The 24,042-nt window shown below is 63.7% G+C and carries 25 protein-coding genes; 18 read left to right on the top strand and 7 right to left on the bottom strand.

Translation table 11 applies throughout. The features are described from left to right. The first annotated feature begins 7 nt into the window (after positions 1-7). The 6 genes from ACTJK6_RS06395 to ACTJK6_RS06370 all read left to right on the top strand — a co-directional run bounded on the left by ACTJK6_RS06395 (position 8) and on the right by ACTJK6_RS06370 (position 5,645). Entirely contained in the window at positions 8-703 is a 696-nt protein-coding gene (locus ACTJK6_RS06395) for a TerC family protein (protein ID WP_440838794.1), read from the top strand. Positions 704-887: 184 nt separating this feature from the next. Further along, on the top strand, positions 888-1,406 hold the full coding sequence (locus ACTJK6_RS06390; protein WP_440838561.1) for a pilin: 519 nt from the start codon (positions 888-890) through the stop codon (positions 1,404-1,406). Between the two features lie 263 nt (positions 1,407-1,669). Then, positions 1,670-2,245, top strand: a complete 576-nt coding sequence (locus ACTJK6_RS06385; RefSeq protein WP_440838793.1) for a pilin — start codon at positions 1,670-1,672, stop codon at positions 2,243-2,245. A 115-nt stretch (positions 2,246-2,360) separates the two neighbouring features. Continuing rightward, positions 2,361-3,137: a TfpX/TfpZ family type IV pilin accessory protein gene (tfpZ, locus tag ACTJK6_RS06380; RefSeq protein WP_440838560.1), complete on the top strand. Its 777-nt coding sequence runs from the start codon at positions 2,361-2,363 to the stop codon at positions 3,135-3,137. A gap of 119 nt (positions 3,138-3,256) precedes the next feature. Then, positions 3,257-4,993: a Wzy polymerase domain-containing protein gene (locus tag ACTJK6_RS06375; RefSeq protein ID WP_440838559.1), complete on the top strand. Its 1,737-nt coding sequence runs from the start codon at positions 3,257-3,259 to the stop codon at positions 4,991-4,993. 169 nt (positions 4,994-5,162) lie between these two features. Further along, the gene (locus ACTJK6_RS06370; RefSeq protein ID WP_440838558.1) at positions 5,163-5,645 is read left to right on the top strand and encodes a pilin; all 483 of its coding nucleotides are present in this window, start codon (positions 5,163-5,165) and stop codon (positions 5,643-5,645) included. A 43-nt stretch (positions 5,646-5,688) separates the two neighbouring features. On the opposite strand, the gene moaC is transcribed toward ACTJK6_RS06370, so the two are convergent. Continuing rightward, positions 5,689-6,165 carry a cyclic pyranopterin monophosphate synthase MoaC gene (gene moaC, locus ACTJK6_RS06365; protein WP_433866370.1) on the bottom strand — a complete coding sequence of 159 codons (477 nt, stop codon included), beginning with the start codon at positions 6,163-6,165 and terminating at the stop codon, positions 5,689-5,691. A 105-nt stretch (positions 6,166-6,270) separates the two neighbouring features. Between moaC and ACTJK6_RS06360 the strand changes: the two genes are divergently transcribed. Next, positions 6,271-7,974, top strand: coding sequence for a beta-barrel assembly-enhancing protease (locus ACTJK6_RS06360; RefSeq protein WP_440838557.1), 1,704 nt, complete (start codon positions 6,271-6,273; stop codon positions 7,972-7,974). A gap of 15 nt (positions 7,975-7,989) precedes the next feature. Here the strand turns inward: ACTJK6_RS06360 and ACTJK6_RS06355 are convergent, their stop codons facing one another. Genes ACTJK6_RS06355 through ACTJK6_RS06335 form a run of 5 tightly spaced genes read right to left on the bottom strand, consistent with a single transcriptional unit; the run spans position 7,990 to position 11,413 of the window. Further along, positions 7,990-8,571 carry a DUF2946 family protein gene (locus ACTJK6_RS06355; protein ID WP_440476248.1) on the bottom strand — a complete coding sequence of 194 codons (582 nt, stop codon included), beginning with the start codon at positions 8,569-8,571 and terminating at the stop codon, positions 7,990-7,992. After that, on the bottom strand, positions 8,564-9,640 hold the full coding sequence (locus ACTJK6_RS06350) for a YheT family hydrolase (protein WP_440838556.1): 1,077 nt from the start codon (positions 9,638-9,640) through the stop codon (positions 8,564-8,566). Before ACTJK6_RS06350 ends, ACTJK6_RS06355 begins: the two co-directional genes overlap by 8 nt. A 34-nt stretch (positions 9,641-9,674) precedes the next feature. Further along, the gene (locus tag ACTJK6_RS06345; RefSeq protein ID WP_009239042.1) at positions 9,675-10,115 is read right to left on the bottom strand and encodes a YybH family protein; all 441 of its coding nucleotides are present in this window, start codon (positions 10,113-10,115) and stop codon (positions 9,675-9,677) included. Between the two features lie 25 nt (positions 10,116-10,140). Further along, entirely contained in the window at positions 10,141-11,166 is a 1,026-nt protein-coding gene (gene waaF / locus ACTJK6_RS06340; protein ID WP_027678124.1) for a lipopolysaccharide heptosyltransferase II, read from the bottom strand. A gap of 49 nt (positions 11,167-11,215) precedes the next feature. Then, entirely contained in the window at positions 11,216-11,413 is a 198-nt protein-coding gene (locus ACTJK6_RS06335; protein WP_232042057.1) for a zinc-finger domain-containing protein, read from the bottom strand. Between the two features lie 328 nt (positions 11,414-11,741). Between ACTJK6_RS06335 and ACTJK6_RS06330 the strand changes: the two genes are divergently transcribed. From ACTJK6_RS06330 to ACTJK6_RS06280, 11 genes are all read left to right on the top strand, one after another. Next, positions 11,742-12,536 carry an AzlC family ABC transporter permease gene (locus tag ACTJK6_RS06330; protein ID WP_232042058.1) on the top strand — a complete coding sequence of 265 codons (795 nt, stop codon included), beginning with the start codon at positions 11,742-11,744 and terminating at the stop codon, positions 12,534-12,536. Continuing rightward, positions 12,533-12,856, top strand: coding sequence for an AzlD domain-containing protein (locus ACTJK6_RS06325; protein WP_232042059.1), 324 nt, complete (start codon positions 12,533-12,535; stop codon positions 12,854-12,856). The genes ACTJK6_RS06330 and ACTJK6_RS06325 overlap by 4 nt, the downstream gene beginning before the upstream one ends. Positions 12,857-12,858: 2 nt before the next feature. Further along, positions 12,859-13,755, top strand: a complete 897-nt coding sequence (gene rarD / locus ACTJK6_RS06320; RefSeq protein ID WP_440838555.1) for an EamA family transporter RarD — start codon at positions 12,859-12,861, stop codon at positions 13,753-13,755. 118 nt (positions 13,756-13,873) lie between these two features. Continuing rightward, positions 13,874-15,085: a phosphoglycerate kinase gene (locus ACTJK6_RS06315; RefSeq protein WP_440838554.1), complete on the top strand. Its 1,212-nt coding sequence runs from the start codon at positions 13,874-13,876 to the stop codon at positions 15,083-15,085. Between the two features lie 49 nt (positions 15,086-15,134). Further along, entirely contained in the window at positions 15,135-16,574 is a 1,440-nt protein-coding gene (gene pyk, locus ACTJK6_RS06310) for a pyruvate kinase (RefSeq protein WP_322017690.1), read from the top strand. A gap of 90 nt (positions 16,575-16,664) precedes the next feature. Further along, on the top strand, positions 16,665-17,729 hold the full coding sequence (gene fba, locus ACTJK6_RS06305; protein WP_004636117.1) for a class II fructose-bisphosphate aldolase: 1,065 nt from the start codon (positions 16,665-16,667) through the stop codon (positions 17,727-17,729). Between the two features lie 137 nt (positions 17,730-17,866). After that, positions 17,867-18,790: a phosphoribosylaminoimidazolesuccinocarboxamide synthase gene (locus ACTJK6_RS06300; protein ID WP_232042063.1), complete on the top strand. Its 924-nt coding sequence runs from the start codon at positions 17,867-17,869 to the stop codon at positions 18,788-18,790. 15 nt (positions 18,791-18,805) lie between these two features. Next, positions 18,806-19,315 (top strand): 5-(carboxyamino)imidazole ribonucleotide mutase, encoded by a 510-nt coding sequence (gene purE, locus ACTJK6_RS06295; RefSeq protein ID WP_232042064.1) that lies wholly within the window; start codon positions 18,806-18,808, stop codon positions 19,313-19,315. Positions 19,316-19,334: 19 nt separating this feature from the next. Continuing rightward, the gene (locus ACTJK6_RS06290; protein ID WP_260803006.1) at positions 19,335-20,570 is read left to right on the top strand and encodes a 5-(carboxyamino)imidazole ribonucleotide synthase; all 1,236 of its coding nucleotides are present in this window, start codon (positions 19,335-19,337) and stop codon (positions 20,568-20,570) included. A gap of 13 nt (positions 20,571-20,583) precedes the next feature. Continuing rightward, positions 20,584-21,597, top strand: a complete 1,014-nt coding sequence (locus ACTJK6_RS06285; protein ID WP_343618048.1) for an L-threonylcarbamoyladenylate synthase — start codon at positions 20,584-20,586, stop codon at positions 21,595-21,597. A 145-nt stretch (positions 21,598-21,742) separates the two neighbouring features. Further along, the gene (locus ACTJK6_RS06280; protein ID WP_232042067.1) at positions 21,743-22,789 is read left to right on the top strand and encodes an SGNH/GDSL hydrolase family protein; all 1,047 of its coding nucleotides are present in this window, start codon (positions 21,743-21,745) and stop codon (positions 22,787-22,789) included. Between the two features lie 67 nt (positions 22,790-22,856). Here ACTJK6_RS06280 and ACTJK6_RS06275 read toward each other — a convergent pair whose 3' ends face one another. Beyond that, the gene (locus ACTJK6_RS06275; RefSeq protein ID WP_440838553.1) at positions 22,857-24,029 is read right to left on the bottom strand and encodes a tetratricopeptide repeat protein; all 1,173 of its coding nucleotides are present in this window, start codon (positions 24,027-24,029) and stop codon (positions 22,857-22,859) included. Positions 24,030-24,042: the final 13 nt, after the last annotated feature.

Below are 24,042 nucleotides of genomic sequence, written 5' to 3'. Positions count from 1 at the left end.
GAACACTATGGCGCTCACCTCAAGCGCATTCTGGTTCGCACTCGGCTCCATCATCCTGACCAACATCGTGCTGTCGGGCGACAACGCGGTCGTCATCGCGCTGGCCGCGCGCAACCTGCCCAAGCGCCAGCAGAAACAGGCCATTTTCTGGGGCAGCGCCGGCGCGATTGTGCTGCGCGTGGTGTTGACCGTGCTGGCCGTCAAGCTGCTTGCGCTGCCGTATCTGAAAACGATTGGCGCGCTGCTGCTCGCCTACATCGGCGTGAAGCTGCTCACGGAAGCCGAAGATGAAGCCGCCGATCGCCATCAGCGTGCCGGCCTGTGGCCAGCCATCCAGACCATCCTGATCGCAGACTTTGTGATGTCGCTCGATAACGTGGTCGCCGTGGCTGCCGCTGCGGAGAAAGGGCCGCCGGGAACGACGTTTCTGCTGCTGGTGCTGGGGCTTGGCTTCTCGGTGCCGTTGATCGTGTTCGGCAGCACGCTGCTGGTGGGGATCATGGCGCGCTTCCCGGTCATCATCACGCTCGGGGCGGCGTTGCTTGGGTACCTTGCTGGCGACATGCTGGTCACCGATCCGATTGATGCGGCTTGGTTTGAGCGTGCGGTGCCGCATCCGGATGTGGTGGTGGGGCTGCTTGGCGCGCTCCTTGTAGTGGCGCTAGGCCGATGGCTGAGCCAGCGAACGTTGCGTCAGGCCTAATCCGAAGGATTCCCCCCGAAAGTGGGTGATGACGGGCTCTGTCGAGAATTCTGTCAAGAACAGTCAGATTTGGCCCCAAATTCCGGCCAAAGTGCGCCAGCTTTTGCGCGGATACACAATGTGTGCCTTGGCATGGTCCCTGCAAGGTGGCCTCCCAACAACAAAATGCCTTTTGGGGAGAGTCATGGGCTTCAAGTACAGCAAGGGAACAAGGCGTCGGGCGCGCGGCTTTACGCTGATCGAACTGATGATCGTCGTGGCGATCGTTGGGATTATAGCGGCGTTGGCGATTCCGGCGTATCAGGACTATACGATTCGGTCCCGCGTGGCGGAGGGCCTAGTGATGGCCGAGCAAGCCAAGGCGCTGGTCGTTGATAACGTCGCGAACTCACAGGCCCCTCTGTCAATGGGCTTCAACCCCATTTCGCCCACCAAGAATGTGAACAGTCTGGGCGTCAACGCAAACAACGGCGAGATCATCATTACGTACTCGCCCGTGGTGAGCGGCCCCAACGCCTATACATTGGTGTTGACCCCGTATTCAGGAGGCGGTGCGTCGGTTGCCAATCTTCAGGCGGGCATGGCTCCGCCCAGCCTAGTCATGTGGGAATGTTCGGCTGTAGGTAAGGCGCCACCTGCCCCTACCGTGACGGTTACGGCAGCTACGCTGCCCGCCCAGTACGCTCCCGCAGAGTGTCGCTAGAGACGAGGTGGATGATTTATGAGCGAAGGCGCCCTAGGGCGTCTTTGTTGTTTGTGGACCACCAGCATAGAGTGTGCTTCTAGCAACACTTATTGGACCAAAATCGTCATACGGTGTCAAAAACTGTCATGGGTTGGGCTTCGGTGGCGGCGGATCACGTCAGTTTTCCACGTAGCTACGCCGGGTTTCTCCCTGGCACGGTCCATGCTGTATTTCCTCTGCATCATCTTTAACCAAACAATCCGGGGGATCCTAAGATGTCGATGCGTCGTATTAACAAGCATGCCCAGAAGGGCTTCACGCTGATCGAACTGATGATCGTGGTCGCGATCATCGGTATTCTGGCTGCCATCGCGCTGCCGGCTTATCAGGACTACACGATTCGTACGAAAGTGACGGAAGGTCTGGTTCTGGCTTCTGGCCAAAAGGCGCTCGTGGCAGAGAATGCAGCGAACGGCAGTGCTGCTGCTACCGGTGGTCTCTTCACCGGTATGCCGACGGCTGCTAACGGCACTGCACCTTGCAACACGGCCGCTCCGAGCCTTTGTTCGTTGAATGGTGGCGTTGCAGGTACGCCGCTTACGAAGAATGTGACCGCTGTTAATGGGCAGACTGCTGATGGCCACATGGAGATCACCTACGAACCTTCACTGGTGCCCGCTGCTAACAATCTGTTGGTTCTGTATCCGCAATCCAACAACGCGCTGCTTGTTGCCGGTACGCCGCCGACCAGCGCCATCACGTGGACTTGCTACGCTCAAGGTAAGGCCGTAGTTGGTGCTGCTCCGAACAATGCAACGCTGCTGCAGAAGTATGCTCCGGCAGAGTGTCGCGCTTAAGCGTTAGATGAATGGTCGGCAGACAATAGTCTGTCGGCACAGAAAAAAAAGGATTTCGGTCACACGAAATCCTTTTTTTCTTGCAACTTGCAAAACTCAATTTTCGCAATCCACGATGATTGGTCGGTCAAGAATTCGCTCAGCCGCCAAAGCGGCCAGCATTCACTTGGGCTTGAGTGCCCTGGTGGCAGTAGGGGTGGCAGCAGTCGTTTTTGGGATGTGGTTTCCATACCCGTTTCGGGCGTTGTCGGGTGGTCAGCATCTCTTCTGGATAGTGATCGGGGTTGATGTTATCTGCGGCCCGCTGCTGACATGTGTGCTGTTCAATCCCGCAAAATCTCGCCGTGAACTGACACTCGATCTGTCACTGATTGCCTTGGTGCAACTGGCCGCTTTGCTGTATGGCCTGCACAGTGTCAGCTTGGCACGTCCCGTGGTTATGGCGTTTGAAACGGATCGACTTGTCGCAGTCTCTGCCGCGGAAATCAACGTTGGTGATTTGCATCAGGCGTCACCTGAGTTTCGCGCACTTTCATGGACGGGGCCAGTGCTGGTCGGCACCCGTGCTCCCAAAGATGGTGACGAAACCTTGAAAAGCATCGACATGTCGATCCAAGGTGTCGGACCCAGCGCCCGACCCGGCTGGTGGCAAAACTACGAAAAAAGCCGTCCGCTTGTACAGCAACATATGAAGAAACTCGCCGCTCGGCGAGCCAAATTGCCGGTGGACAAACAAGCCTTTGTCGACGAAGCGGCCAGGAAAACAGGCCTGTCAGTCGACCGACTTTACTACCTTCCACTGGTCAGCCAGAAGCAATTGGACACGTGGATCGCGCTGCTTGACGCCGAAGGCACGATCAAAGGCTACGCACCAATCGACGGGTTCGAGTAAGCGGTTTTCGCCCGCAAACTCTGGTGTGGCGAACGGCCCCTAAGCTAAACTAGCTCGCCTAGCAGAAGCGCCTTCGGGCGCTTTTTCTGTTTCAAGCATCTCCGCAGTCCTATTCACCGATGCGCCGATTCTCCGTTTTGCTCTTGCCAGTCTGGCTAGCCCTGGGGGCGTGCTGGGCGATCCCGTTCCTGGTCGCGCCACATACCTATCCAATCCCTACGTTCTATTCCGAGTGGGTGGCAGCCGCGTGCTGGATCGCGCTGGGGGTGGCGGTATTGGGCGCCACGTGGGGGCAAGCCGTTGGTCTGCCGAGAGTCGCGCTCGCGCCACTGGCATTGATTGCAGTGCTGATCCTGCAATTGGCGATTGCGCCACCGCTTAATCCGTTTTTCTCTGCCGGAGCCATAGCGGCATTGTTAGCGGCGGCAGTCATCTGCGGCTTAGGCGCACAGTGCCGCGACCTGCCTGGCGTGCTGGACGCCATCGCAGTTGCCGTCACCATTGGTGGTTTGCTTACGGTGGCAATTGAGTTGGTGCAAGTGTTCCGTGTGCCGAATCTGCCGGAGACATTCTTCTCGATGACCCCCACGGGTGGTGCGCGGCGCATGTGGGGCAATCTGAATCAACCCAATCACGTCGGCTCGTATCTGGCGTTCGGGTTGGCGGCATGTCTCTTCTTGGGCAATCGGCACAAGAAGTGGCTCGGGTTGCTAATGGTCGCGATGCTCACCTTACTGCTGGGAATGGCATTGACCTTCTCGCGAGTGACTTGGCTCCATATTGCGGTGGTTGGGCTGCTGGCCGGCATACCGCTTGCTGCAGAAACGCGTGGCCGTGCATGGCCGATCCGATTGCTTGCACTCAGCGCCCCTGTACTGCTGCTGGCACTGGCGTATCAGACCTGCGGCTGGCTGGTCGCACTCGCCAATGGCGCTTGGAATCTGGATCTGCCAGGATCCATGGGGCAACGCATGCACGAGGGCGTCGGCTTGCGCCCGCTGCTTTGGAAGCATGCTTGGCATATCTTCCTGACACATCCTTGGCTCGGTGGCGGCTGGGGCGATTACGCATGGAATCAATACGTCCAAACGGACACGGTCGGCCCAGTCGAGATGTCGATGAATGCACACAACATCGTGCTGGACTTATTGGCAAAGGTTGGCGTGGCCGGTTTGCTGGCGGTGGTGGTTCCGCTTGCTTGGTGGGCGCTTCATCTACCCAAGCGGCTGCGGTCTCCGGAGGTGGCATTCCTGTCCGCCGTGATTGCCGTGATGGTTGTGCACTCGCTGGTGGAATACCCCCTTCACTACGTGTTTTTTCTATTTCCGTTTGCCTTTGCTTTGGGATTGCTCGACAGCAAAACCCTGCGATTTCCTTCCCCGCCCGTAGCGTGGGTTTGCTCGGGTGTGATCGTTGTATTGGGTGCGGTGCTTCTTGCCCGTCTGTGGGCGGACTACCGCTCGGTGGAGCGGCTCTATTTCGTACCAGGTGCGCGCGGCGCATCGGCGGGATACCCGGGCGGCGGCCCCCTGTTGCTAACCCCTTATGCAACGTTGGTCGTCGCTATGAACGCCTCCGTCAACGAGCAGACTGCGCCGATGCTGGTGAAGCTGGAGCGACAAGCGGTGCAGTTCTACCCCGCATCGTCGACGATCCAGCGGTACGCCTTGGCGTTGGCATTTGAAGGTAGGACCGAGGAGGCAGTCATTCAGGTTCGACGCCTCCATAGTCACTACTGGACGGATTTTGCTGCGCAGAGCTTCTTGCTGAGCCAGACCTGTCAACGCAACTTTGGCAGCTTAAAGACGTTTTGTTCGCGCCTGAAATCAGAAAAGCTAATCGCGAACGCAGAGTGATGGAAAATTCAATCGAGGTTTTCTGAATTTAATGCAGCGACTTTTCTTTAAGATTTGGATTATGCGCTGGTAAAAATTCGTTGTCGGACGTCGAACTTGCAAAGTTGTCCACTACTCTCGCTTCACTCTCGGTTTCGAGTGAAGTGAAATCATAAATTGTGGAGAATCTATGCGAGTTCAGTATCGAAGCAAATCTCGTCGGCAACGAGGCTTCACCCTCATTGAGCTGATGATCGTGGTTGCGATTATTGGCATCTTGGCTGCTATTGCTGTCCCGCAGTATCAAGACTACGTGACGCGTTCAAAGTGGGCGGAAGTGTATACACAGATACAACCTTTGAAACTGGCAATTGCGGAGTGTGCCCAAAAGAATGGCGGCACGATTGCCGGAACGTGCGATACCCCCGACCTCTTAAAATCCGAAATAGGCTACGAGAATCTTCCAGATCCTGTAAATGCGAAGGTGACTCTCGACAGCGGGGGTGTCATTAACATGGCGGGAAAACCGGCTGTTGGTAGTTGCACGGTTACCGCCACTCCCGACAATAAGACCAACGCGAATGTGCTCGCGTGGGTTATGGCTGGGGTAGGAGCTCAGCCGTGCAGCAAATCGAAGACTGGTGTGTCTGCAGCGGAAAAGGCTGAAACTTAATACAGCAAGCAAGAGCGCTCGATGAGCGCTCTTTTCTTGTGCATCAATCGGCCACCCAGTCCCCCGACTTCCCCCCATGCTTTTCCAATAGCCGCACATCCCCAATCACCATCCCCCGATCCACAGCCTTGCACATGTCGTAGATGGTGAGCAGCCCCACCTGCACCGCAGTCAGTGCTTCCATTTCAACACCCGTTTGCCCTCGCGTCTCGGCACGAACCGTGCAGCGGACGCTGTGTTCGGTCTCGTCCAGTTCAAACTCCACCCCCACCTTCGTCAACGCCAACGGATGGCACAACGGAATCAAATCCGACGTCCGCTTGGAGCCTTGAATTGCCGCAACGCGCGCAATCCCCAGCACATCGCCTTTCTTGGCGTTGCCATCGCGCACCAGCGCAAACGTCTCGGGCAACATGCGGATCGTGCCGGTGGCGACGGCCACGCGGTGCGTGACGGCTTTGTCGCCGACGTCGACCATATGGGCTTGTCCAGCGGAATCGAAGTGGGTGAGTTGCGACATGAGTGACAGCGCGTTTTGCGGGGCAGGGTGCGAAGCGTTTTATGATAGCAAGCACCCGGCTTGCGGCGATGTGGCCGCGCTGATTCCGCTCTCCGTGCTTTCCGTATGACGCTTTCACTTTTTCGGCCGCGCGTCCGCAAGCTGACGGCCGCTGTGTTGTTGTCGACGTGGCTGGCGCCCCTGCCGTTGCCTGTGCTCGCGCAGGCGGCGGCGTCTGCGCCGGCGGCTTCGATCAACCCTGGCCTGGGTTCTACCGGGGCAGCCGATCAGGTGCAGAGCAACCTGAATCGCAGCGTGCAGATCGGCCGGCAGTCGCCGTATTTGCCGAAGGAGCCGGCCGTCATTGACGCGCCGACGTACGAGTTGCCCGATATGGGCGATCCGTCGACGGCGTCGTTGTCGCCCGAGATGGAGCGCCGTCTGGGCGACCGTGTGATGCGCCAGATACGCCGCGATCCGGACTTTGTGCCCGATCCGCTGATCACCGACTACCTCAACGGCATCGGCTACAAGCTGATCGAAGCGGCGCGCCGTCAGCACGTGGCGGGCAGCACGTCGGCGTCGAGCTTTGAGCTGTTCGCCGTGCGGGATCCGGGCATCAACGCGTTTGCGCTGCCGGGCGGCTACATCGGCGTGAACACGGGGACGTTGGTCGCGACCGAGAGTGAATCGGAGCTGGCCTCGGTGCTCGGCCACGAAATCGGCCACGTGCTGCAACGGCACATTGCACGCGGCATCGATAAATCCGGTGAGTCAATGTGGATTGCGCTGGCGTCGATCCTGCTGGCGGGTCTTGCTGCCACCAAGAGCGGTGACGCCGCCCAGGCGCTGGCGATGGGTGGGCAGGCGGCGGCAGTGTCGAACCAGCTCGCCTTCTCGCGCGGCGCGGAGCGCGAGGCGGACCGCGTCGGTTTCACGCTGCTCACCGGAGCTGGCTACAACCCCGACGGCATGCCGGACTTCTTCCGACGCCTGCAGCGCGTGACGAACATTGCGGATACCGGCGTGATTCCCGGTTATGCGCGCACTCACCCGCTGACCGGCGAGCGCATCGCCGACATGGAAGACCGCGCGCGTGGCTTGCCACATCCGCGCCAACCGCGCCGGCCAGAATTTGGTTTTGCGAAAGCGCGTGCGCGCGTGCTGCAGGAAACGTCGACGAGCGCCTATATCGACGTGCGAAATGCGATACGCTCGCAGTTGTCGTCGGCACCGGATGCGCCGGTCGAGAAGCGCGCGGCGCTCTGGTACGGCGTGGCCGTCGCCAACCAGATGGCCGGCCGGCTGGATGACGCTGAGCAGGCGCTGCAGGAGGCGCGACGCCTGTACGGCAACATTCCCGGCATCACATCCGGCAGCGTCGAGCTGGACGTAACGGCCATCGAACTGGCACGCGCTCGTAACCGCGCATCGGAGGCGTTGACGTTGGCGCGCGCAGCACTCACTGCGTATCCGCTGTCACGCGCGGTGGGCATCACCTATGCGCAAACGCTGCTGACAGCCGGCCGGGCCGATGACGCGATTCCGTATCTGAAAGACAAGACCCGCGAAGACACCGCCCAGCCGATCTGGTGGGACATGCTCGCTCGTGCTTATGCCGACAAGGGCAAGCGCGTTGAGCAGCATCGCGCGCTGGCGGAGAAATACGCACGGGATGGGGCGTGGGGCTCGGCGGTGGAGCAATTGAAGCTCGCCCGCGATGCGGGGGATGCGGACTTCTACACGCTATCCGAAGTCGACGCGCGCTTGCACCAGATGGAGCGGCAATACCGTGAAGAGAAGGCCGAAGACAAGGCGTTGCCCAAATAGGGCGCGCAGTTGAGGCTATTCCGCCGGCCGGGTTACGAAACCATAGCGCTTTGCGACTTCGGCGCTCGCAATTGGCTCAATGTCGAACGTCCGATCCCCCAGATTCAGCCTACCAAGCGCGGCTCCGCATGCTTCTCCGTGCCATTGGGCCAACGAGGAGAACGGCTCAAGATCGTGGTCGTGCAGCAGGGCAATGGTCTCTTCCGCGTCGCATCCGCCGACGCGGCCCGAGAGCAGCACGCTGCCGTGCTCGTCGACAAAACAGCCGCTCGGCGAGAAAGCAGCGCCCGTGGTTGTCGTAAATGCGGGCGGCGCGCCATCGGCAGACAGCCGTGCAACCCACGGCGTGTAATCGAGTTCAACAAACACCCGCTGCGGCCCGTTCTGGAAGAACCAGCGCCCGGCATCGTCATGCGCGTAGTTGCGCACGATGAAGTCGATGAGCGCCGCATGGCGAATTGGCTCGCCGGACAGTTTGTTGGCCTGCGCGTATTCGTTGCGCATGCGCCATTGGCCGCGCCGATCCAGCGCCAGCCAGCCGAAGCAATTCGGCACGTTCGGCCACTTGGCCATGGCCTGGCGGACGATGTCATCCATGAGCATCCTCCGCGTTGGCTTGGCGGCCCAGTACGTCATCGAAAAAGCGCAGGACGCGGGCCGGCATCCAATCCACGCGGCCAGTCTTGCCATGGCGCAGAAGGAAGCCGACATGGCCGCCGTGCAGCGGCTGGTCCAGCGTGATGTCGGGCGACACGTCGGCCGCGCCGGGCAGGTGTTGTCCGGGCAGGAACGGATCGTTGCGTGCGTTCAGCACCAGCGCCGGCACACGTACCTCGCGCAGCACGGGTTTGGACGAAGCGCGTGTCCAGTAGTCGAGAACGTCGCGAAAACCGTGCAGCGGTGCGGTGACGAGATTGTCGAATTGGCCCAGCGTGCGCGTGGCCATCATGGCGGCGCGGTCGTACAGACCGGGGTGCTGGTCGAGCTTGGCGTTGGCCTTGCCCTTGAGAGTGCGCAGAAACATCCGCGTGTAGACCATGTTGAAGCCCTTGGACAACGCTGCGCCGCCGGCCCGCATGTCCAGCGGCGCAGACACCGTCGCTGCGGCGCTCACGTAGCGGGCATCGGTACCGTGCTCGCCGAGGTAGCGCAGCAGCGCATTGCCGCCCAGCGAGATGCCGACGACCAGCAACTTGCGGCCCTGCGGCTGGCAAACCGTCCGATACAGGCGTTCGAGGATCCACGCAACCTCCGCGCCATCGCCGCAGTGGTACATGCGCGGCGCGAGGTTCATCTCGCCCGAGCAACCGCGGAAGTGTGGAATGACACCTTGCCAGCGGCGTGCGCGCAGCGCGTCCATCAGCAGCCGCGCGTAATGGCTGCGCGAATCGCCTTCCAGGCCATGAAACATGACGACGAGCGGCGCGTTCGCGTCGGTCTCATGCGTGGTCCAGTCGAGGTCGATGAAGTCGTGGTCGGGCGTGTCCCAGCGCTCACGCCGATACGCAATGCGCGGAAAGCGCCACAGGCGCGCGGGCACGATCGTTTGCGCATTGCCGCCGATCAGCCACCACGGCGAGCGGAACGCGTGCGGCTCGAACGGCCCCGCAAGCAGGGCGCGCAGATTCAGTTCAAGAGGAGTGGCGTGGCGAGACGGGTGGGTCATCGAAAGAGACGGTGGCCACGCCGAGCGCGGCAGCTTAGTGCAGAGAGTGCGTGACGCTGGCGATGGAAGCGGCCACGCGTTCTTCGGCGGCCTGGCTGGAATGCACGTGGGCGATGCGCCAGCCTTCGTGGTTCTGCATCAGCACGTAGGTGGTGTGCACGTACAGGTCGGCCTCGGTGGCGGTGGCCGAGAAGCGCAGCGCTTCCGTGGCTTCGAAGATGGATACGCCCAGCGACGAATGCACCTGCTGCGAGAGGCATTCGATCCAGACCGGATTCTTCTCGACCAGCGCATCGAGGCAGCCGCGCAGCTGCTCGTGGCCGTGCAGGCGCTGGCCATCGGGCAGGATGAAGCTCACCGAATCCTCATCGAGCCACAGCTTGAGCGCGCCATCGGCATCGCGGCGCTTGAGCGCATCGCGATAGGCTTCGAGGATGTCCTCGGCGGCTTCGAACAGGCGGGCAAATCGTGGCATGGCGGTGAACGTTAAGGAGAGCGTATTACTGCGGCTGCAGCAGCCGGCGCAATTCATGAAACACCATCTCGGGGCCGATGTCGCGCAGGCAGCGCAAGTGGCCCAGCGGGCATTCGCGCGCGAAGCACGGGCTGCACTCCAGATGGAGCCACATGATACTCGCAGCGGGCGACAGCGGCGGCGTGTGGCGGGGGTCGCTGGAGCCGAACACGGCCACCTGCGGGCGTCCCAGGGCAGCCGTCACGTGCATCAGGCCGGAGTCGTTGCAGATGGCGGCTTCGGCGCGGGCGAGCAGCTCGATGGCCTCGTCCAACGAGGTCTCGCCGCACAGGTTGCGCACGAACGGCGCACGCTCGACGATGGCGTTGGCCATGTCGCGGTCCTTGCCCGAGCCGAGCGCGACGATCTGCGCATAGGGGAACGAGCGGCGCAGCATCTGGGCCAGCTCTGCGAAGTGCTCGGCTGGCCAGCGCTTGGCCGGGCCGTATTCCGCGCCGGGGCAGAACGCAATCAGCCGCGCGTTGCCCGGAATGCCGAACTTGGCGGACGTGGCGGCCACGCGCTGCACATCAACGTCCAGCTTCGGATCGGGCAGCGTGTCGGGCAGCTTGGCGTGGGGCTTAAAAGCCAGCGCCGCGTAGTGCTGCACCATCGGCGGACGCGCGTTCTTGGGCGGATTCGGGTAGCGCACGTTCAGCACGCCCAGGCGCGACTCGCCCTTGTAGCCGATGCGCAGCGGAATGCCGGCCAGCCACGGGATCAGCGCGCTCTTGAACGAGTTCGGCAGCACGTACGCTGCGTCAAAGGTTTCGCCCTTGAGCTGCTGGGCGAACATCGTGCGGCTGCCGAGCTGCAGCTTGCCATGGGCGAGCTCGGTGGGCAGCACGCGCGCAATCTCCGGCATGCGCGCGAGCACGGGCGCCACCCATTTCGGGGCAATCGCGTGGATCTGCGCGCGCGGGTGCCGCGCCTTGAGTTGCGCGAACAGCGGCTGCGCCATCAGCGCATCACCGATCCAGTTGGGGGCGACGACGAGGATCTTGCGCATCATCGAATCGCCAGGCGGAAGCTGCGACCGGTGTCCTGCAGGTGAATCGGGCTCAATGGTGGCCCTTCAGTTCAACGCCGGGGGCCAGCTTGTAGACGGTGCCGCAGTACGGGCACTTGGCCTCGCCGGTGTCGGCGATGTCGAGAAACACGCGCGGGTGGTAGTTCCAGGCCGGCGTCTTGGCGGTCGGGCAATGCAGCGGCAGGTCGTCTGCGCCGACTTCGATCGTGGGTGCGGTTTGCGTGGTCATGGTGAGTGAGGAGTGCCGGCGCGGTCTGAGCAGGTCAGCCACACCGTGATATGGGCCGCAGGTTCAAAAACCGACAAAGGCGAAATTGTAAGGGGTGGGCGCAGGCGCGCCAACGCCGATTGTTGCAGTGCGTGGCGCCCGGCACGAATCCCGGCATAGGGCGGGGCACGGGCGCATTGTCGTTAAGCGGATGCTTAACATCAAAAGTATAATCGTGTGTTTCCTACGAGCCACCCATGTCGCCCCCGACGTTCCTGCGCGCCCGCGCTGCCGGCCGCCCCTGTCCGGTTGATCAAAAAGAGCCTGATTCGCCACTTCTGGGGGCGCCATGGCGCTAGTTCGCTGGGCGGCTGCGTTGCAGCGCCGCTGGGAGGCCATCGATCCGGCCGAGCGTGCGGGCTTCTTTGCAGGCGTGCGCGCCTATATGCCGTCGATGCCGCCGGTGCTGGCCTGGGGGCTGGTAACGGGCGTGGCGATGAGCAAGTCGGTGCTGACCATCCCGCAGGCCATCGGCATGACGATCTTCGTGTATGCCGGGTCGTCGCAGTTGGCGGTGCTGCCGCTACTGGCGGCGGGGTTGCCGATCTGGACGGCACTGCTGACGGCTTTCATCGTGAACGTGCGCTTCATTATCTTCAGTGCCGGGCTGATGCAGCATTTCGGCCACTTGCCGTTCATGCGGCGTGTGGTTCTGGGTGTGTTCAACGGCGATCTGCCGTTCGTGCTGTTCACCCAGCAGTACCCCTCGGCCGCGCCGCAGGCGGGCAAGGAGGGCTATTACTGGGGCATGGTCCTGCTGAGCTTCGTGGGCTGGCAGGTGTCGTCCATCCTGGGCATCGTCGCGGCGAGCCTGTTTCCTGACGCGTGGGGCCTGGCGCTGGCCGGGACGCTCGCGCTGATTCCTGTCATGGTGTCAACCATTCGTAGCCGTGCCACCCTCATGGCGGTGGCCGTGGCGGCGGTGCTGGCGCTGGTTGCCTTCAAGTTGCCGTATCGATTGAGTCTGGTGATTGCCGTGACCGGTGCCATGGCCGCCGGCCTTGCCGCCGACGAGGCTGCAGCGCGCCTGCAGTGGCAGCGCCGACGGGCCGCACAGGCGGCAACTGACGAGGGCGAAGCATGAGCGCACTCGAAATCTGGCTGGTGATTGCCGGGATGACCGTGGTGACGATCGTCACACGTTCGCTGTTCCTGATCGTGGGCAACCGCATGACCCTGCCCGTGCGCATCCAGCACGCGCTGCGCTTTGCGCCGGCCGCGGCGCTCGTCGCCATCGTTCTGCCCGACCTGCTCTTGAATCACGGGCACTTTGACGCGAGCTGGACCAACCCGCGCCTGATGGCCGGCGTTGCCGCCACCGCGTTCTATGTGGCCACGCGGCGCATGCTCGGCATGATCTTCGTCGGCATGGGCGTCTTTACCGTGCTGCGTCTCTGGGGATGAACATGTCGGGCTCCAATCGCAACGGCGCAATCTTCGCGTTTCTGGCCTACACGATGTGGGGCCTGTTTCCGCTGTACTTCAAGCTGCTCAAGGCGGTGTCGCCGGTGGAGATTCTCTCGCACCGGGTGATCTGGTCATTGGCGGTGATGGTGATGATCCTGCTCGTGAAGCGGCACTGGGCATGGCTGTGGGCGCTGCGCACGCAACCGCGTGTCGTGGGGCGCTATGCGGCCAGCACGAGCCTGTTGGCCGCCAACTGGCTGACCTACATCTGGGCCGTCAACCACGACCACGTGATCGATGCCAGCCTGGGCTACTTCATCAACCCGCTGGTGGTGGTGATGCTGGCGCTGCTGGTGCTCGGCGAGCGGCTGCGGCCAGTGCAGTGGGTGTCGGTAGCCCTGGCGGCGGCAGGCGTGGCGTGGCTGACCTGGCAGGCCGGCACGCTGCCGTGGATTGCTCTGGCGCTGGCGTTTTCGTTTGGGTTCTACGGCTTGCTGCGCAAGACTTCGCCGCTGGGTGCGCTAGAGGGGCTGACGCTCGAGACGCTGCTGCTGTTTCCGCTGGCGCTGGCCTACCTCAGCTGGCTGGCTTCGCAGCATCAGAATGCCTTCCTGGCCGCATCGCCGGGCACGCAGTTGCTGCTGGCGCTGGCCGGCCCGCTGACAGCACTGCCGCTGCTGCTGTTTGGCGCCGGCGCGCGGCGTATTCCGCTGTCGCTGTTGGGTTTGCTGCAATACGTGAGCCCGACGCTGCAGCTGCTGCTGGGCGTTTGGCTCTACAACGAGCCGTTTGCGGGCCCCAAGGTGGCCGGCTATGTGCTGATCTGGGCAGGTCTTGCTGTGTATTCAGCCGAAGGCTGGATGCGGCTGCGCCGCCGCACGCCGCTGCCGGCGTAGCCCCACCGATCGGCCTCGGCAAGACGGTCGAGCCCGGCAGGTTCGGCCGAGAAACGCACGTTTTGACCAGTCGCATCGGGTAAAATCGTTGTTTTCCGCGATTTCTTCCGAAGCTGCCATGCCTCACGTCCTGCGTCTGTCCGATCTCATCTCCGAAGGAAAGCTTGCCGGTAAGCGCGTGTTCATCCGCGCCGACCTCAACGTGCCGCAAGACGATGCCGGCAACATCACCGAAGACACGCGCATCCGCGCATCCGTGCCGGCCGTCAAAGCCGCGTTGGACGCCGGTGCCGCTGTCATGGTCACCTCGCACCTGGGCCGTCCGACCGAGGGCGAATTCAAGCCCGAAGATTCGCTGGCACCGGTTGCCAAGCGCCTGTCCGAGCTGCTGGGCCGTGACGTGAAACTCGTCCAGAACTGGGTGGATGGCGTGGATGTCGCGCCCGGCCAGGTCGTGCTCCTGGAAAACTGCCGCGTGAACAAGGGCGAGAAGAAGAACAGCGACGAACTGGCCCAGAAGATGGCCAAGCTGTGCGACGTCTACGTCAACGACGCCTTCGGCACTGCCCACCGCGCGGAAGCCACCACCCACGGTATCGCCAAGTTCGCGCCCGTCGCCTGCGCCGGTCCGCTGCTGGCTGCCGAACTGGATGCGCTGGGCAAGGCGCTGGGCCAGCCGGCCCGCCCGCTGGTGGCCATCGTGGCCGGGTCGAAGGTGTCGACCAAGCTGACTATCCTGAAGTCGCTGGCCGACAAGGTGGACAACCTGATCGTCGGCGGCGGCATTGCCAACACGTTCATGCTGGCTGCCGGCCTGAAGATCGGCAAATCGCTGGCGGAAGCAGACTTGGTGGGCGATGCAAAGGCCATCATCGAGATGCTGGCGGCACGTGGCGCGTCTGTGCCCATCCCGGTCGACGTGGTGTGCGCCAAGGAATTCAGCGCCACCGCGGCCGCCACCTTCAAGGATGTGGCGGATGTGGCGGACGACGACATGATCCTCGACATCGGCCCGAAGACGGCCGCACAACTGGCCGAACAACTGAAGACCGCCGGCACCATCGTCTGGAACGGCCCGGTCGGCGTGTTCGAATTCGACCAGTTCGGCAACGGCACCAAGGTGCTGGCCGAGGCGATTGCTGCCTCGTCGGGTTTCTCGATTGCGGGCGGCGGCGACACGCTGGCTGCCATCGCCAAGTACAACATCGCCGACAAGGTGGGCTACATCTCCACCGGCGGCGGTGCGTTCCTCGAATTCCTGGAAGGCAAGACCCTGCCGGCCGTCGAAATCCTGGAACAACGCGCGCAGAACCAGGCCGCTGTCGCCTGAGCGCAAGCGCCGCCATCATCCCCACCACAACAACGAGACACCGCCGCCCATGACCCGCGCTACCAAGATCGTCGCAACGCTCGGCCCCGCGTCCAGCACGCAGGAAGTCCTGACCCGCATGATCGCCGCGGGGGTGGACGTGGTGCGGCTGAACTTCTCGCACGGCGCGGCGCAAGATCACATCGATCGTGCGCAACTCGTGCGTGAAGTGGCGCGCTCGGTGGGCCGCGAGGTGGCCATCATGGCCGACCTGCAAGGTCCGAAGATCCGCGTTGGCAAGTTCGAGAACGGCAAGATCACCCTCGAACCGGGCGATCGGTTCACGCTTGATGCCCGCTGCGAGCTGGGCAACCAGGAGCGCGTCGGCCTCGACTACAAGGAACTGCCGCGCGACGTGGGCCCGGGCGATCTGCTGCTGCTCAACGACGGCCTGATCGTGCTGCAAGTCGAGCGCGTGGTGGGTGAAGAGATCGAGACCGTCGTCAAGATCGGCGGCGATCTGTCCAACAACAAGGGCATCAACCGCCAGGGCGGCGGGCTGTCGGCGCCGGCGCTGACCGCGAAGGACATGGACGACATCAAGACCGCGATGGCGCTGGGCGCCGATTACGTCGCGGTCAGCTTCCCGAAGAACGCGACCGACATGGAAATGGCGCGCCAGCTGGCCGCGGTGGCCGGCGCGCCGCACAACCACAAGACCCGCATGATCGCCAAGATCGAGCGCGCCGAGGCCATCCGCCCGGGCGTGCTCGAAGAGATCCTGGCTGCGTCCGACGGGATCATGGTCGCGCGTGGCGACTTGGCGGTGGAAGTCGGCAACGCTGCCGTGCCGGCGCTGCAGAAGCGCATGATCAAGCTGGCCCGCGAAAACAACAAGCTGGCCATCACCGCCACACAGATGATGGAATCGATGATCGTCAACCCGGTGCCAACGCGCGCCGAGGTGTCGGACGTCGCCAACGCCGTGCTGGATGGCACCGATGCGGTGATGTTGTCGGCGGAAACGGCCGCCGGCCGCTACCCGGTCGAGACCATCGAGGCCATGGCTGCCATTTGCGTGGAAGCCGAGAAGTCGCAATCCGTGCATCTGGACGCCGACTTCCTCGACCAGACCTTCAGCCGCATCGACCAGTCGATCGCCATGGGGGCGCTGTTCACGGCGCATCACCTGCAGGTCAAGGCGATTGCCGCGCTGACCGATTCCGGCGCCACGGCGCTCTGGATGAGCCGACACGGCATCAACATTCCCATTTATGCGATGACGCCCAACGTGGCCTCGCAGCGCAAGATGGCCCTGTACCGCAACGTGCAATCGCTGCCGCTGGCCAACAGCGCCGACCGCGACGAAGCGCTGCATCAGGCCGAAGAACTGCTGGTCGCGCGCGGTGTCGTGCAGCGCGGCGACTTCATCGTCCTGACCGTCGGCGAGCCGATGGGCCAGGCCGGCGGCACCAACACGCTCAAGATTGTTCGCGTCGGCATGCACTGACGCCCACGACGGAACGCCGTTTGCTACGTCGTTTAGATCGACCGGACGCGTTCCTGAGACCGAATACAGATCGATCCATAGGAGAAAACCATGCCACTCGTCTCGATGCGCCAACTGCTGGACCACGCCGCTGAAAACGGCTACGGCCTGCCGGCATTCAACGTGAACAACCTGGAGCAAGTCCAGGCTGTGATGGAAGCTGCCAAGGAAGCCGGCGCACCGGTCATCCTGCAGGCCAGCGCAGGCGCCCGCAAGTACGCCGGCGAATCGTTCATCAAGCACCTGATCCAGGCCGCTGTCGAGGCTTATCCGGAGATCCCGCTGGTCATGCACCAGGATCACGGCCAAAGCCCGGCCATCTGCCAGGGCGCCATCGACCTGGGCTTCGGCTCGGTCATGATGGATGGCTCGCTGCGCGAAGACGGCAAGACCCCGGCCGATTTCGACTACAACGTCGACGTCACCCGCCGCGTGGTCGAGATGGCCCACAAGGTTGGTGTGACCGTGGAAGGCGAACTCGGCTGCCTGGGCTCGCTTGAGACCGGAATGGCCGGTGAGGAAGATGGCCACGGCGCGGAAGGCAAGCTCGACCACTCGTCCCTGCTGACCGATCCGGAAGAGGCTGCCCAGTTCGTCAAGGCGACCCAACTGGACGCGCTGGCGATCGCCATCGGCACCAGCCACGGCGCCTACAAGTTCACGCGCAAGCCCACCGGCGACATCCTCGCCATCAGCCGCGTGAAGGAAATCCACGCGCGCATCCCGAACACCCACCTGGTGATGCACGGCTCGTCGAGCGTGCCGCAAGAACTGCTGGCCATCATCAACCAGTACGGCGGCAAGATGAAGGAAACCTACGGCGTGCCCGTCGAGGAAATCCAGGAAGCCATCAAGTACGGCGTGCGCAAGATCAACATCGACACCGACATCCGCCTGGCCATGACCGGCGCGGTGCGCAAGTTCCTGGCCGAAAACCCGGACAAGTTCGACGCCCGCGAATGGCTGAAGCCGGCGCGCGAAGCCGCCAAGCAAATCTGCAAGGCACGCTATATCCAGTTCGGCTGCGAAGGCCAGGCGGGCAAGATCAAGCCGATCGGCCTGTCGGTGATGGCGCAGAAGTACCAAAGCGGCGATCTCGCCCAAGTGGTGCAATAAGCATTTCGCGTCACATTTAGCAAACGGCTGGCACTGCGCCAGCCGTTTTGCATTGCATGGGCCAGCTTATGGGTCACCCCATGGGCCACGTATAATGCTGGCCTTCCACGTTTTCTTATCTCCTCCCGGGTTCCGCCGTGTCCGCCACCCCTTCATCCTCCGCCCTTTACGAATCGTCGATCACCAGCCTGCCGTTGCTCGGCCGTGGCAAGGTGCGCGAGAACTACGCTGTCGGCGACGACAAGCTGCTGATGGTCACCACCGACCGCCTCTCGGCGTTTGACGTGATTCTCGGCCAGCCGATTCCGGACAAGGGCCGTGTGCTCGCGCAGATGTCGGACTTCTGGTTCAACAAGCTGCGCCACATCGTGCCGACGCACGAGACGGGCATCGCCCCGGAAACCGTGGTGGCCCCGAATGAAGTCGACCAGGTGCGCGGCCGCGCGATCGTGGTCAAGCGCCTGAAGCCGATCCTGGTCGAAGCCGTGGTGCGCGGCTACCTGGCCGGCAGCGGCTGGAAGGATTACCAAGCGACCGGCGCCGTCTGCGGCGTGCATCTGGCCCCAGGCCTGCAGAACGCGCAAAAGCTGCCCGAGCCGATCTTCACCCCCGCCGCCAAGGCGGAGATGGGCGAGCACGACGAGAACATCTCCTTCGATGAAGTCGAGCGCCGCATCGGTCCGGACCTCGCCGCGCAGATCCGCGACGTGAGCATCCGCTTGTACAAGGAAGCCTCCGACTTTGCCGCCACGCGCGGCATCATCATTGCCGACACCAAGTTCGAGTTTGGCCTGGACGAAAACGGCACGCTCACGCTGATGGACGAGGCGCTCACCGCAGACTCGTCGCGCTTCTGGCCGGCCGATTCGTACCAGGTCGGCACGAACCCGCCGTCGTTCGACAAGCAGTTCGTGCGCGATTGGCTCGAAGCCGTGCGCATTGATGGCAAGCCGTGGCCGAAGACTGCGCCGGCACCGCAACTGCCCGCCGACGTGATCGAAAAAACCGCCGACAAGTACCGCGAAGCGCTGACCCGCCTGACCGGCGAATCCCTGCGTTAAACCGGAGCGATGACGATGACCGCACAGCAATCCGCTCCGCTCGTTGGCGTGGTGATGGGCTCCAGTTCCGACTGGGAAGTGATGCGCCACGCCGTCGACATGCTCACGCAGTTCGGCATTCCGTTCGAGGCGCAGGTCGTCTCGGCGCACCGTATGCCGGACGACATGTTCCGCTACGCCGAAGGCGCACGTGGTCGGGGTTTGCGCGCCATCATCGCCGGTGCTGGTGGGGCGGCGCATCTGCCGGGCATGATCGCCGCCAAGACGATCGTGCCGGTGTTCGGCGTGCCGGTGCCGTCCAAGTACCTGCGCGGCGAAGACTCGCTGCTCTCCATCGTGCAGATGCCCAAGGGCATTCCGGTGTCGACGTTCGCGATTGGCGAGGCCGGTGCGGCCAACGCAGCGCTGGCTGCCATCGCGACCATCGCCACCACCGACTCGGCCCTTGCCGACAAGCTCGAAGCCTTCCGCGCCCAGCAGACCGAAGTCGCGCGCGGCATGACGCTCCCCGTGCATGGCGCTTAAGTAACCTACGACCCGATTCATGGCCGACGACCTGAACCCGCGCCTGGCGCAAGCCCACACCGCGGAATCCCGCGCGCTGAACGTTCCCAACGCGATCCTGCCCGATGCCTGGCTTGGCATGCTCGGCGGTGGCCAGCTCGGCCGCATGTTCACGCACGCCGCACAGGCGATGGGCTATAAGGTTTGCGTGCTCGACCCGGACCCGAACAGCCCCGCTGGCACCATCGCCGAGCGCCATCTCTGCGCCGGCTACACCGATGAAGCCGCATTGGCCGAGATGGCCGCGCTGTGCCCGGCCGTCACCACCGAGTTCGAGAACGTGCCCGCGCAAGCGCTCGACAAGCTTGAGCAGCTCGGCGCGTTTGTTGCGCCGCGTGCCAACTGCGTATCGATCGCGCAGAACCGCATCGCCGAGAAGAAATTCTTCGCGCTGTGTGCCGCCCGCACCGGCATCCACCCCGCACCGAGCTGGGTGATCGAGCACGAAGCCGATATCGAACAACTGCCCGCCGACCTGCTGCCCGGCATCCTGAAGATTGCCCGCATGGGCTACGACGGCAAGGGCCAGGCGCGTGTCTCAACGGTTGAAGAACTGCGCGCTGCCTGGGGCGCCATGCAGCACGTGCCGTGCGTGCTGGAGAAGATGCTGCCGTTGGCGTACGAGGTGTCGGTGCTGGCCGCGCGCGGCGCCGATGGCACGACCGCCACCTGGCCGCTCGCCGAGAACGAGCACCGTGACGGCATCCTGTTTTCAACGATCATGCCCTCGCGCAGCGTGTCGGACGACATTGCCACGCGCACCCGCGCCGCCGCGGCGATGGTCGCCGAAGAGATGGGCTACGTCGGCGTGCTTTGCATCGAATTCTTCGTCTTGCAGGACGGCTCGCTCGTCGCCAACGAGATGGCGCCGCGTCCGCACAATTCCGGCCACATCACCATGGACGTGTGCGAGACCAGCCAGTTCGAGCAGCAGGTGCGGGCCATGGCCCGGCTGCCGCTGGGCAGCACGCGCCAGCACTCGCCGGGCCGCATGCTCAACGTGCTTGGCGACGTGTGGTTCGAATACGGCCTGGAACGCACGCCTGCATGGCAGGAGGTCATGCGCCACAGCGGTACCAAGGTCCACCTGTACGGCAAGGCCGATGCGCGCCCGGGCCGCAAGATGGGCCACGTGAATTGCGTCGGCACCTCGCCGGAAGTGGTGGACGAAGCGTTCCGCCATGCCGCGCACGTGCTCGGTCTGCAGCCCGCCTAAAGACGAGTCGCCCATGCCGCATCGGACCAAAACGCCCTACACCATGCCTTCCGCTGAACGCCTTGATGAGGCCGCGCGCAGGCTGGAGGCCGGCGAGCTGGTCGCCTTCCCGACCGAGACCGTGTACGGACTCGGTGCCGATGCCGAAAATCCGCAGGCGATCGCCAAGATCTACGCAGCCAAGGGCCGGCCGTCCAGTCACCCCGTCATCGTGCACGTGGTGGATGGGGCCGACATTTCCTACTGGGCCGACGATGTGCCCGGCATCGCGCTGCAGCTCATCGAAGCGTTCTGGCCGGGGCCACTGACGCTGATCCTGAAACGTGCACCGCACATCCCGGCCGCCGTGGCAGGCGGGCAGGACAGCATCGGGCTCCGTTGCCCGTCGCACCCGGTGGCGCAGGCGTTGCTCTCGCGCTTCAAGCGTGGGCGCGGCGGTATTGCGGCGCCGTCGGCCAACAAGTTCGGTCAGGTCAGCCCGACCACCGCGCAGCACGTGCGGGATGAATTCGGTGATGCCGTGTTCGTGCTCGAAGGCGACGGCGTGGACGTGGGCATCGAGTCGACCATCATTGATCTTTCACGGCTGGACCAGGGCATTGGCCCCGTGCTGCTGCGCCCGGGCGCCATCACGCCTGAAGACATCGAGCGCGTGACTGGCGAAGTGCCTGCGCTACCGGACGCCGCTGCGCCGCGTGCTTCCGGCACGTTGAAGGCGCACTACGCGCCGCGCACGCCGTTGTATTTGGTGCCCGCGGCCGATGTGCCTGCGCGCTTGGCTGCACTGCCCGCTGACAAGCGCATCGTGTGGCTTGGTGCCCCCGTGGCACTGCGTGATGGTTGCGACCAGCGCGCCGCTCCCGCCACACCCGCCGCCTACGCCAACGCGCTCTATGCGCTGTTGCGCGAACTCGATCGCGGCGCTTACGACGCCATCTGGGTGGAAACCCTAGCCGACACGCCCGCCTGGGCTGCTGTCAACGACCGCCTGCGTCGCGCGGCCGCCGCGTTCGAGACGGACCTCTAATTCTTACGGGGCGCGCGTTCGCCGTGCGCCCGGCAACCTCGCTACACTTGGGCGTTGTGTCGTTCCGCGTGCTTCAAACGCGCACGGCGAGGTTACGCACCGCGGCACCACAGACCAAAAAAATTCCACACGGGAGACAGACATCATGAAGTTGCGTCAATGGATGGGCGTCGTCGCATCGGCGGCCCTGGCCTTGAGCCTGGCGGCTTGCGGCGGCGGTGAAAGCGATCAGAGCGGCAACCCCAACGTCGCCAAGGTGCAGCGCATGGTGGTATTCGGCGACAGCCTGAGCGACGCCGGCACCTACACGCCGGCCGCGGCTGCCGTAGGCGGCGGCAAGTTCACCACCAACCCCGGTCCGATCTGGGCGGAAACCGTGGCCGGACAACTTGGTGTGGCGCTCACGCCGGCCGTGATGGGTTACGCCACCTCGGTGCAGACCTGCCCGAAACCCGGTTGCTTCGACTACGCGCAAGGCGGCTCGCGCGTGACCGACCCGAATGGCATCGGTCACAACGGTGGCGCCGGGGCGCTCACGTATCCGGTCAAACAGCAACTCGCCAACTTCTACGCGGCCAGCAACAATACGTTCAACGGCAACAACGACGTGGTGTTCGTGTTCGGCGGCAACAACGACATCTTCTACTGGGCTGCCGCTGTCGCGACCCCCAACTCGGGTGTGACGCCCGCCATCGCGACCGCACAGGTGCAGCAGGCGGCGACCGATCTGGTCGGTTACATCAAGGACATGATCAGCAAGAACGCGACGCAGCTCTACGTGTTCAACCTGCCCGACAGCAGCCTGACGCCGCAGGGCGTGGCGGGCGGCGCGACAGGCCAGGCACTGCTGCATGCACTGGTGGGCGCGTTCAACACCACGCTGCAAACCGGTCTGGCCGGCACCAGCGCGCGCGTGATCGACTTCAACTCGCAGCTGACGGCCGTGATCCAGAACGGCGCGACGTTCGGGTTCAGCAACACGAGCGTGCCTGCGTGCGATGCGACCAAGATCAACGCGCTCGTGCCGGGCGCGGGCGGCAGCTCGCTGTTCTGCTCGGCCAACACGTTGGTGGCCACGGGGGCCGATACGTCCTACCTGTTCGCAGACGGCGTGCATCCCACCACGGGCGGCCATCGCCTGATTGCAAGCAATGTGCTGCAGCGCCTGCTTGCAGACAATCTGGTGCATTGACGCTGCGCATCGCGCTTAGCAAAACGCCCGCTTCACGCGGGCGTTTTTGTTTGCAGCGATGTCTGCGTTACTTTGCGTCGGCCGTCGGCAATGTCACCGCCAGGCGGGCTAGCGTGGCCTTGAGCACATCGTTTTGCGGCGAGATGGCGAGCCCCTGCTTGAAGCAATCGTGCGCTTCGTCTGCGCGACCCAGCTTCCACAGCACTTCGCCCTTGTGTGCGAGGCCTTCCGCGCGTGCTTCGCGTACCGCGTCATCGCTCGCTTCATAGTCGCCGTCGGGTTGCGTGAACACGGCGATGGAGCGGTCAAACCACGTCAGCGCTTCGTCGTTCCGGCCGAGCCGGTACAGCGCCCAGCCCTTGCTGTCGAGGGCGAATGGGTCGTTCGGGTGCTGGGCCAGATACGCGTCGATCATTGACATGCCGCGCTCCACGCGCAGGCCCGCGTCAACGAGTTCATAGCCGTAGCTGTTGAGGCGGTCTTCCGGCACCGGCTGCAAGTCGAGGGCGAGGTCGATGCGCGCGGCATCGCGTTCCGCAATCGCCAGCGACATCAGTTTGCGCGCGATGCGGCTCTGCAAGTCTTTGCTCAGTGTCGCCGCGTTGGCCGTGAGCGTGCCGAGGTACTGCGTGTAGAGATCGGGTGCGCCGGGGGTGTTGCCGCTGTCGGCAATCGCGCGCGCCTCGCGGGCACACCACGCGTCGTCGGCCCGGCTGAAGGCCAACGTGTTTTCAAGCTGCACGGTGCGCGACTCGCGCGATTGCACATAGGCGGTATACCCGCCCGCGCTGGAGTGGCCGCAGAACAGGTATTCGCCGACGACATCGACCAAATATGGGTGCCCCTCGATCGGCGCGCCGCCGAGCGAATCGACCAGGCGGAACGATTCGCCAAGCTCGCCATGGCCGACCACCGGATTGAGCACCCAGCGTGCCGCCGCATAACGCTTCGACAACCGAACCTTGGCCGTGCGCCCGGCGCTGTCGGTCGTGCCGAAGATCACGCTGTCGGTTTCGCCCACCTGCGGCGGCTTGCCGGCGATGGTGTGGTCGGGCAGGAACAGGCGGTAGCGCGCGTTGGGCATTGCGCGCCCGGTCGCCGGGTCGACGAGCACGAACTGGTGGACCTGCGCGCCGTGCCCGAGGGTGGCATTCGGGGCGACCCAGTCACGCGCAGCGACTGGCAGGGCCGAGCAAAAAAATGCCGCGCCAAGCAGCGCGGCCGATAGACGGGAAAGCATGTTGTTGGGAGGG

It is taken from the genome of Ralstonia sp. 22086 (genome assembly GCF_052045975.1).
Lineage (GTDB): Bacteria > Pseudomonadota > Gammaproteobacteria > Burkholderiales > Burkholderiaceae > Ralstonia > Ralstonia wenshanensis.
This window is presented reverse-complemented; position numbering and strand designations above follow the sequence as displayed.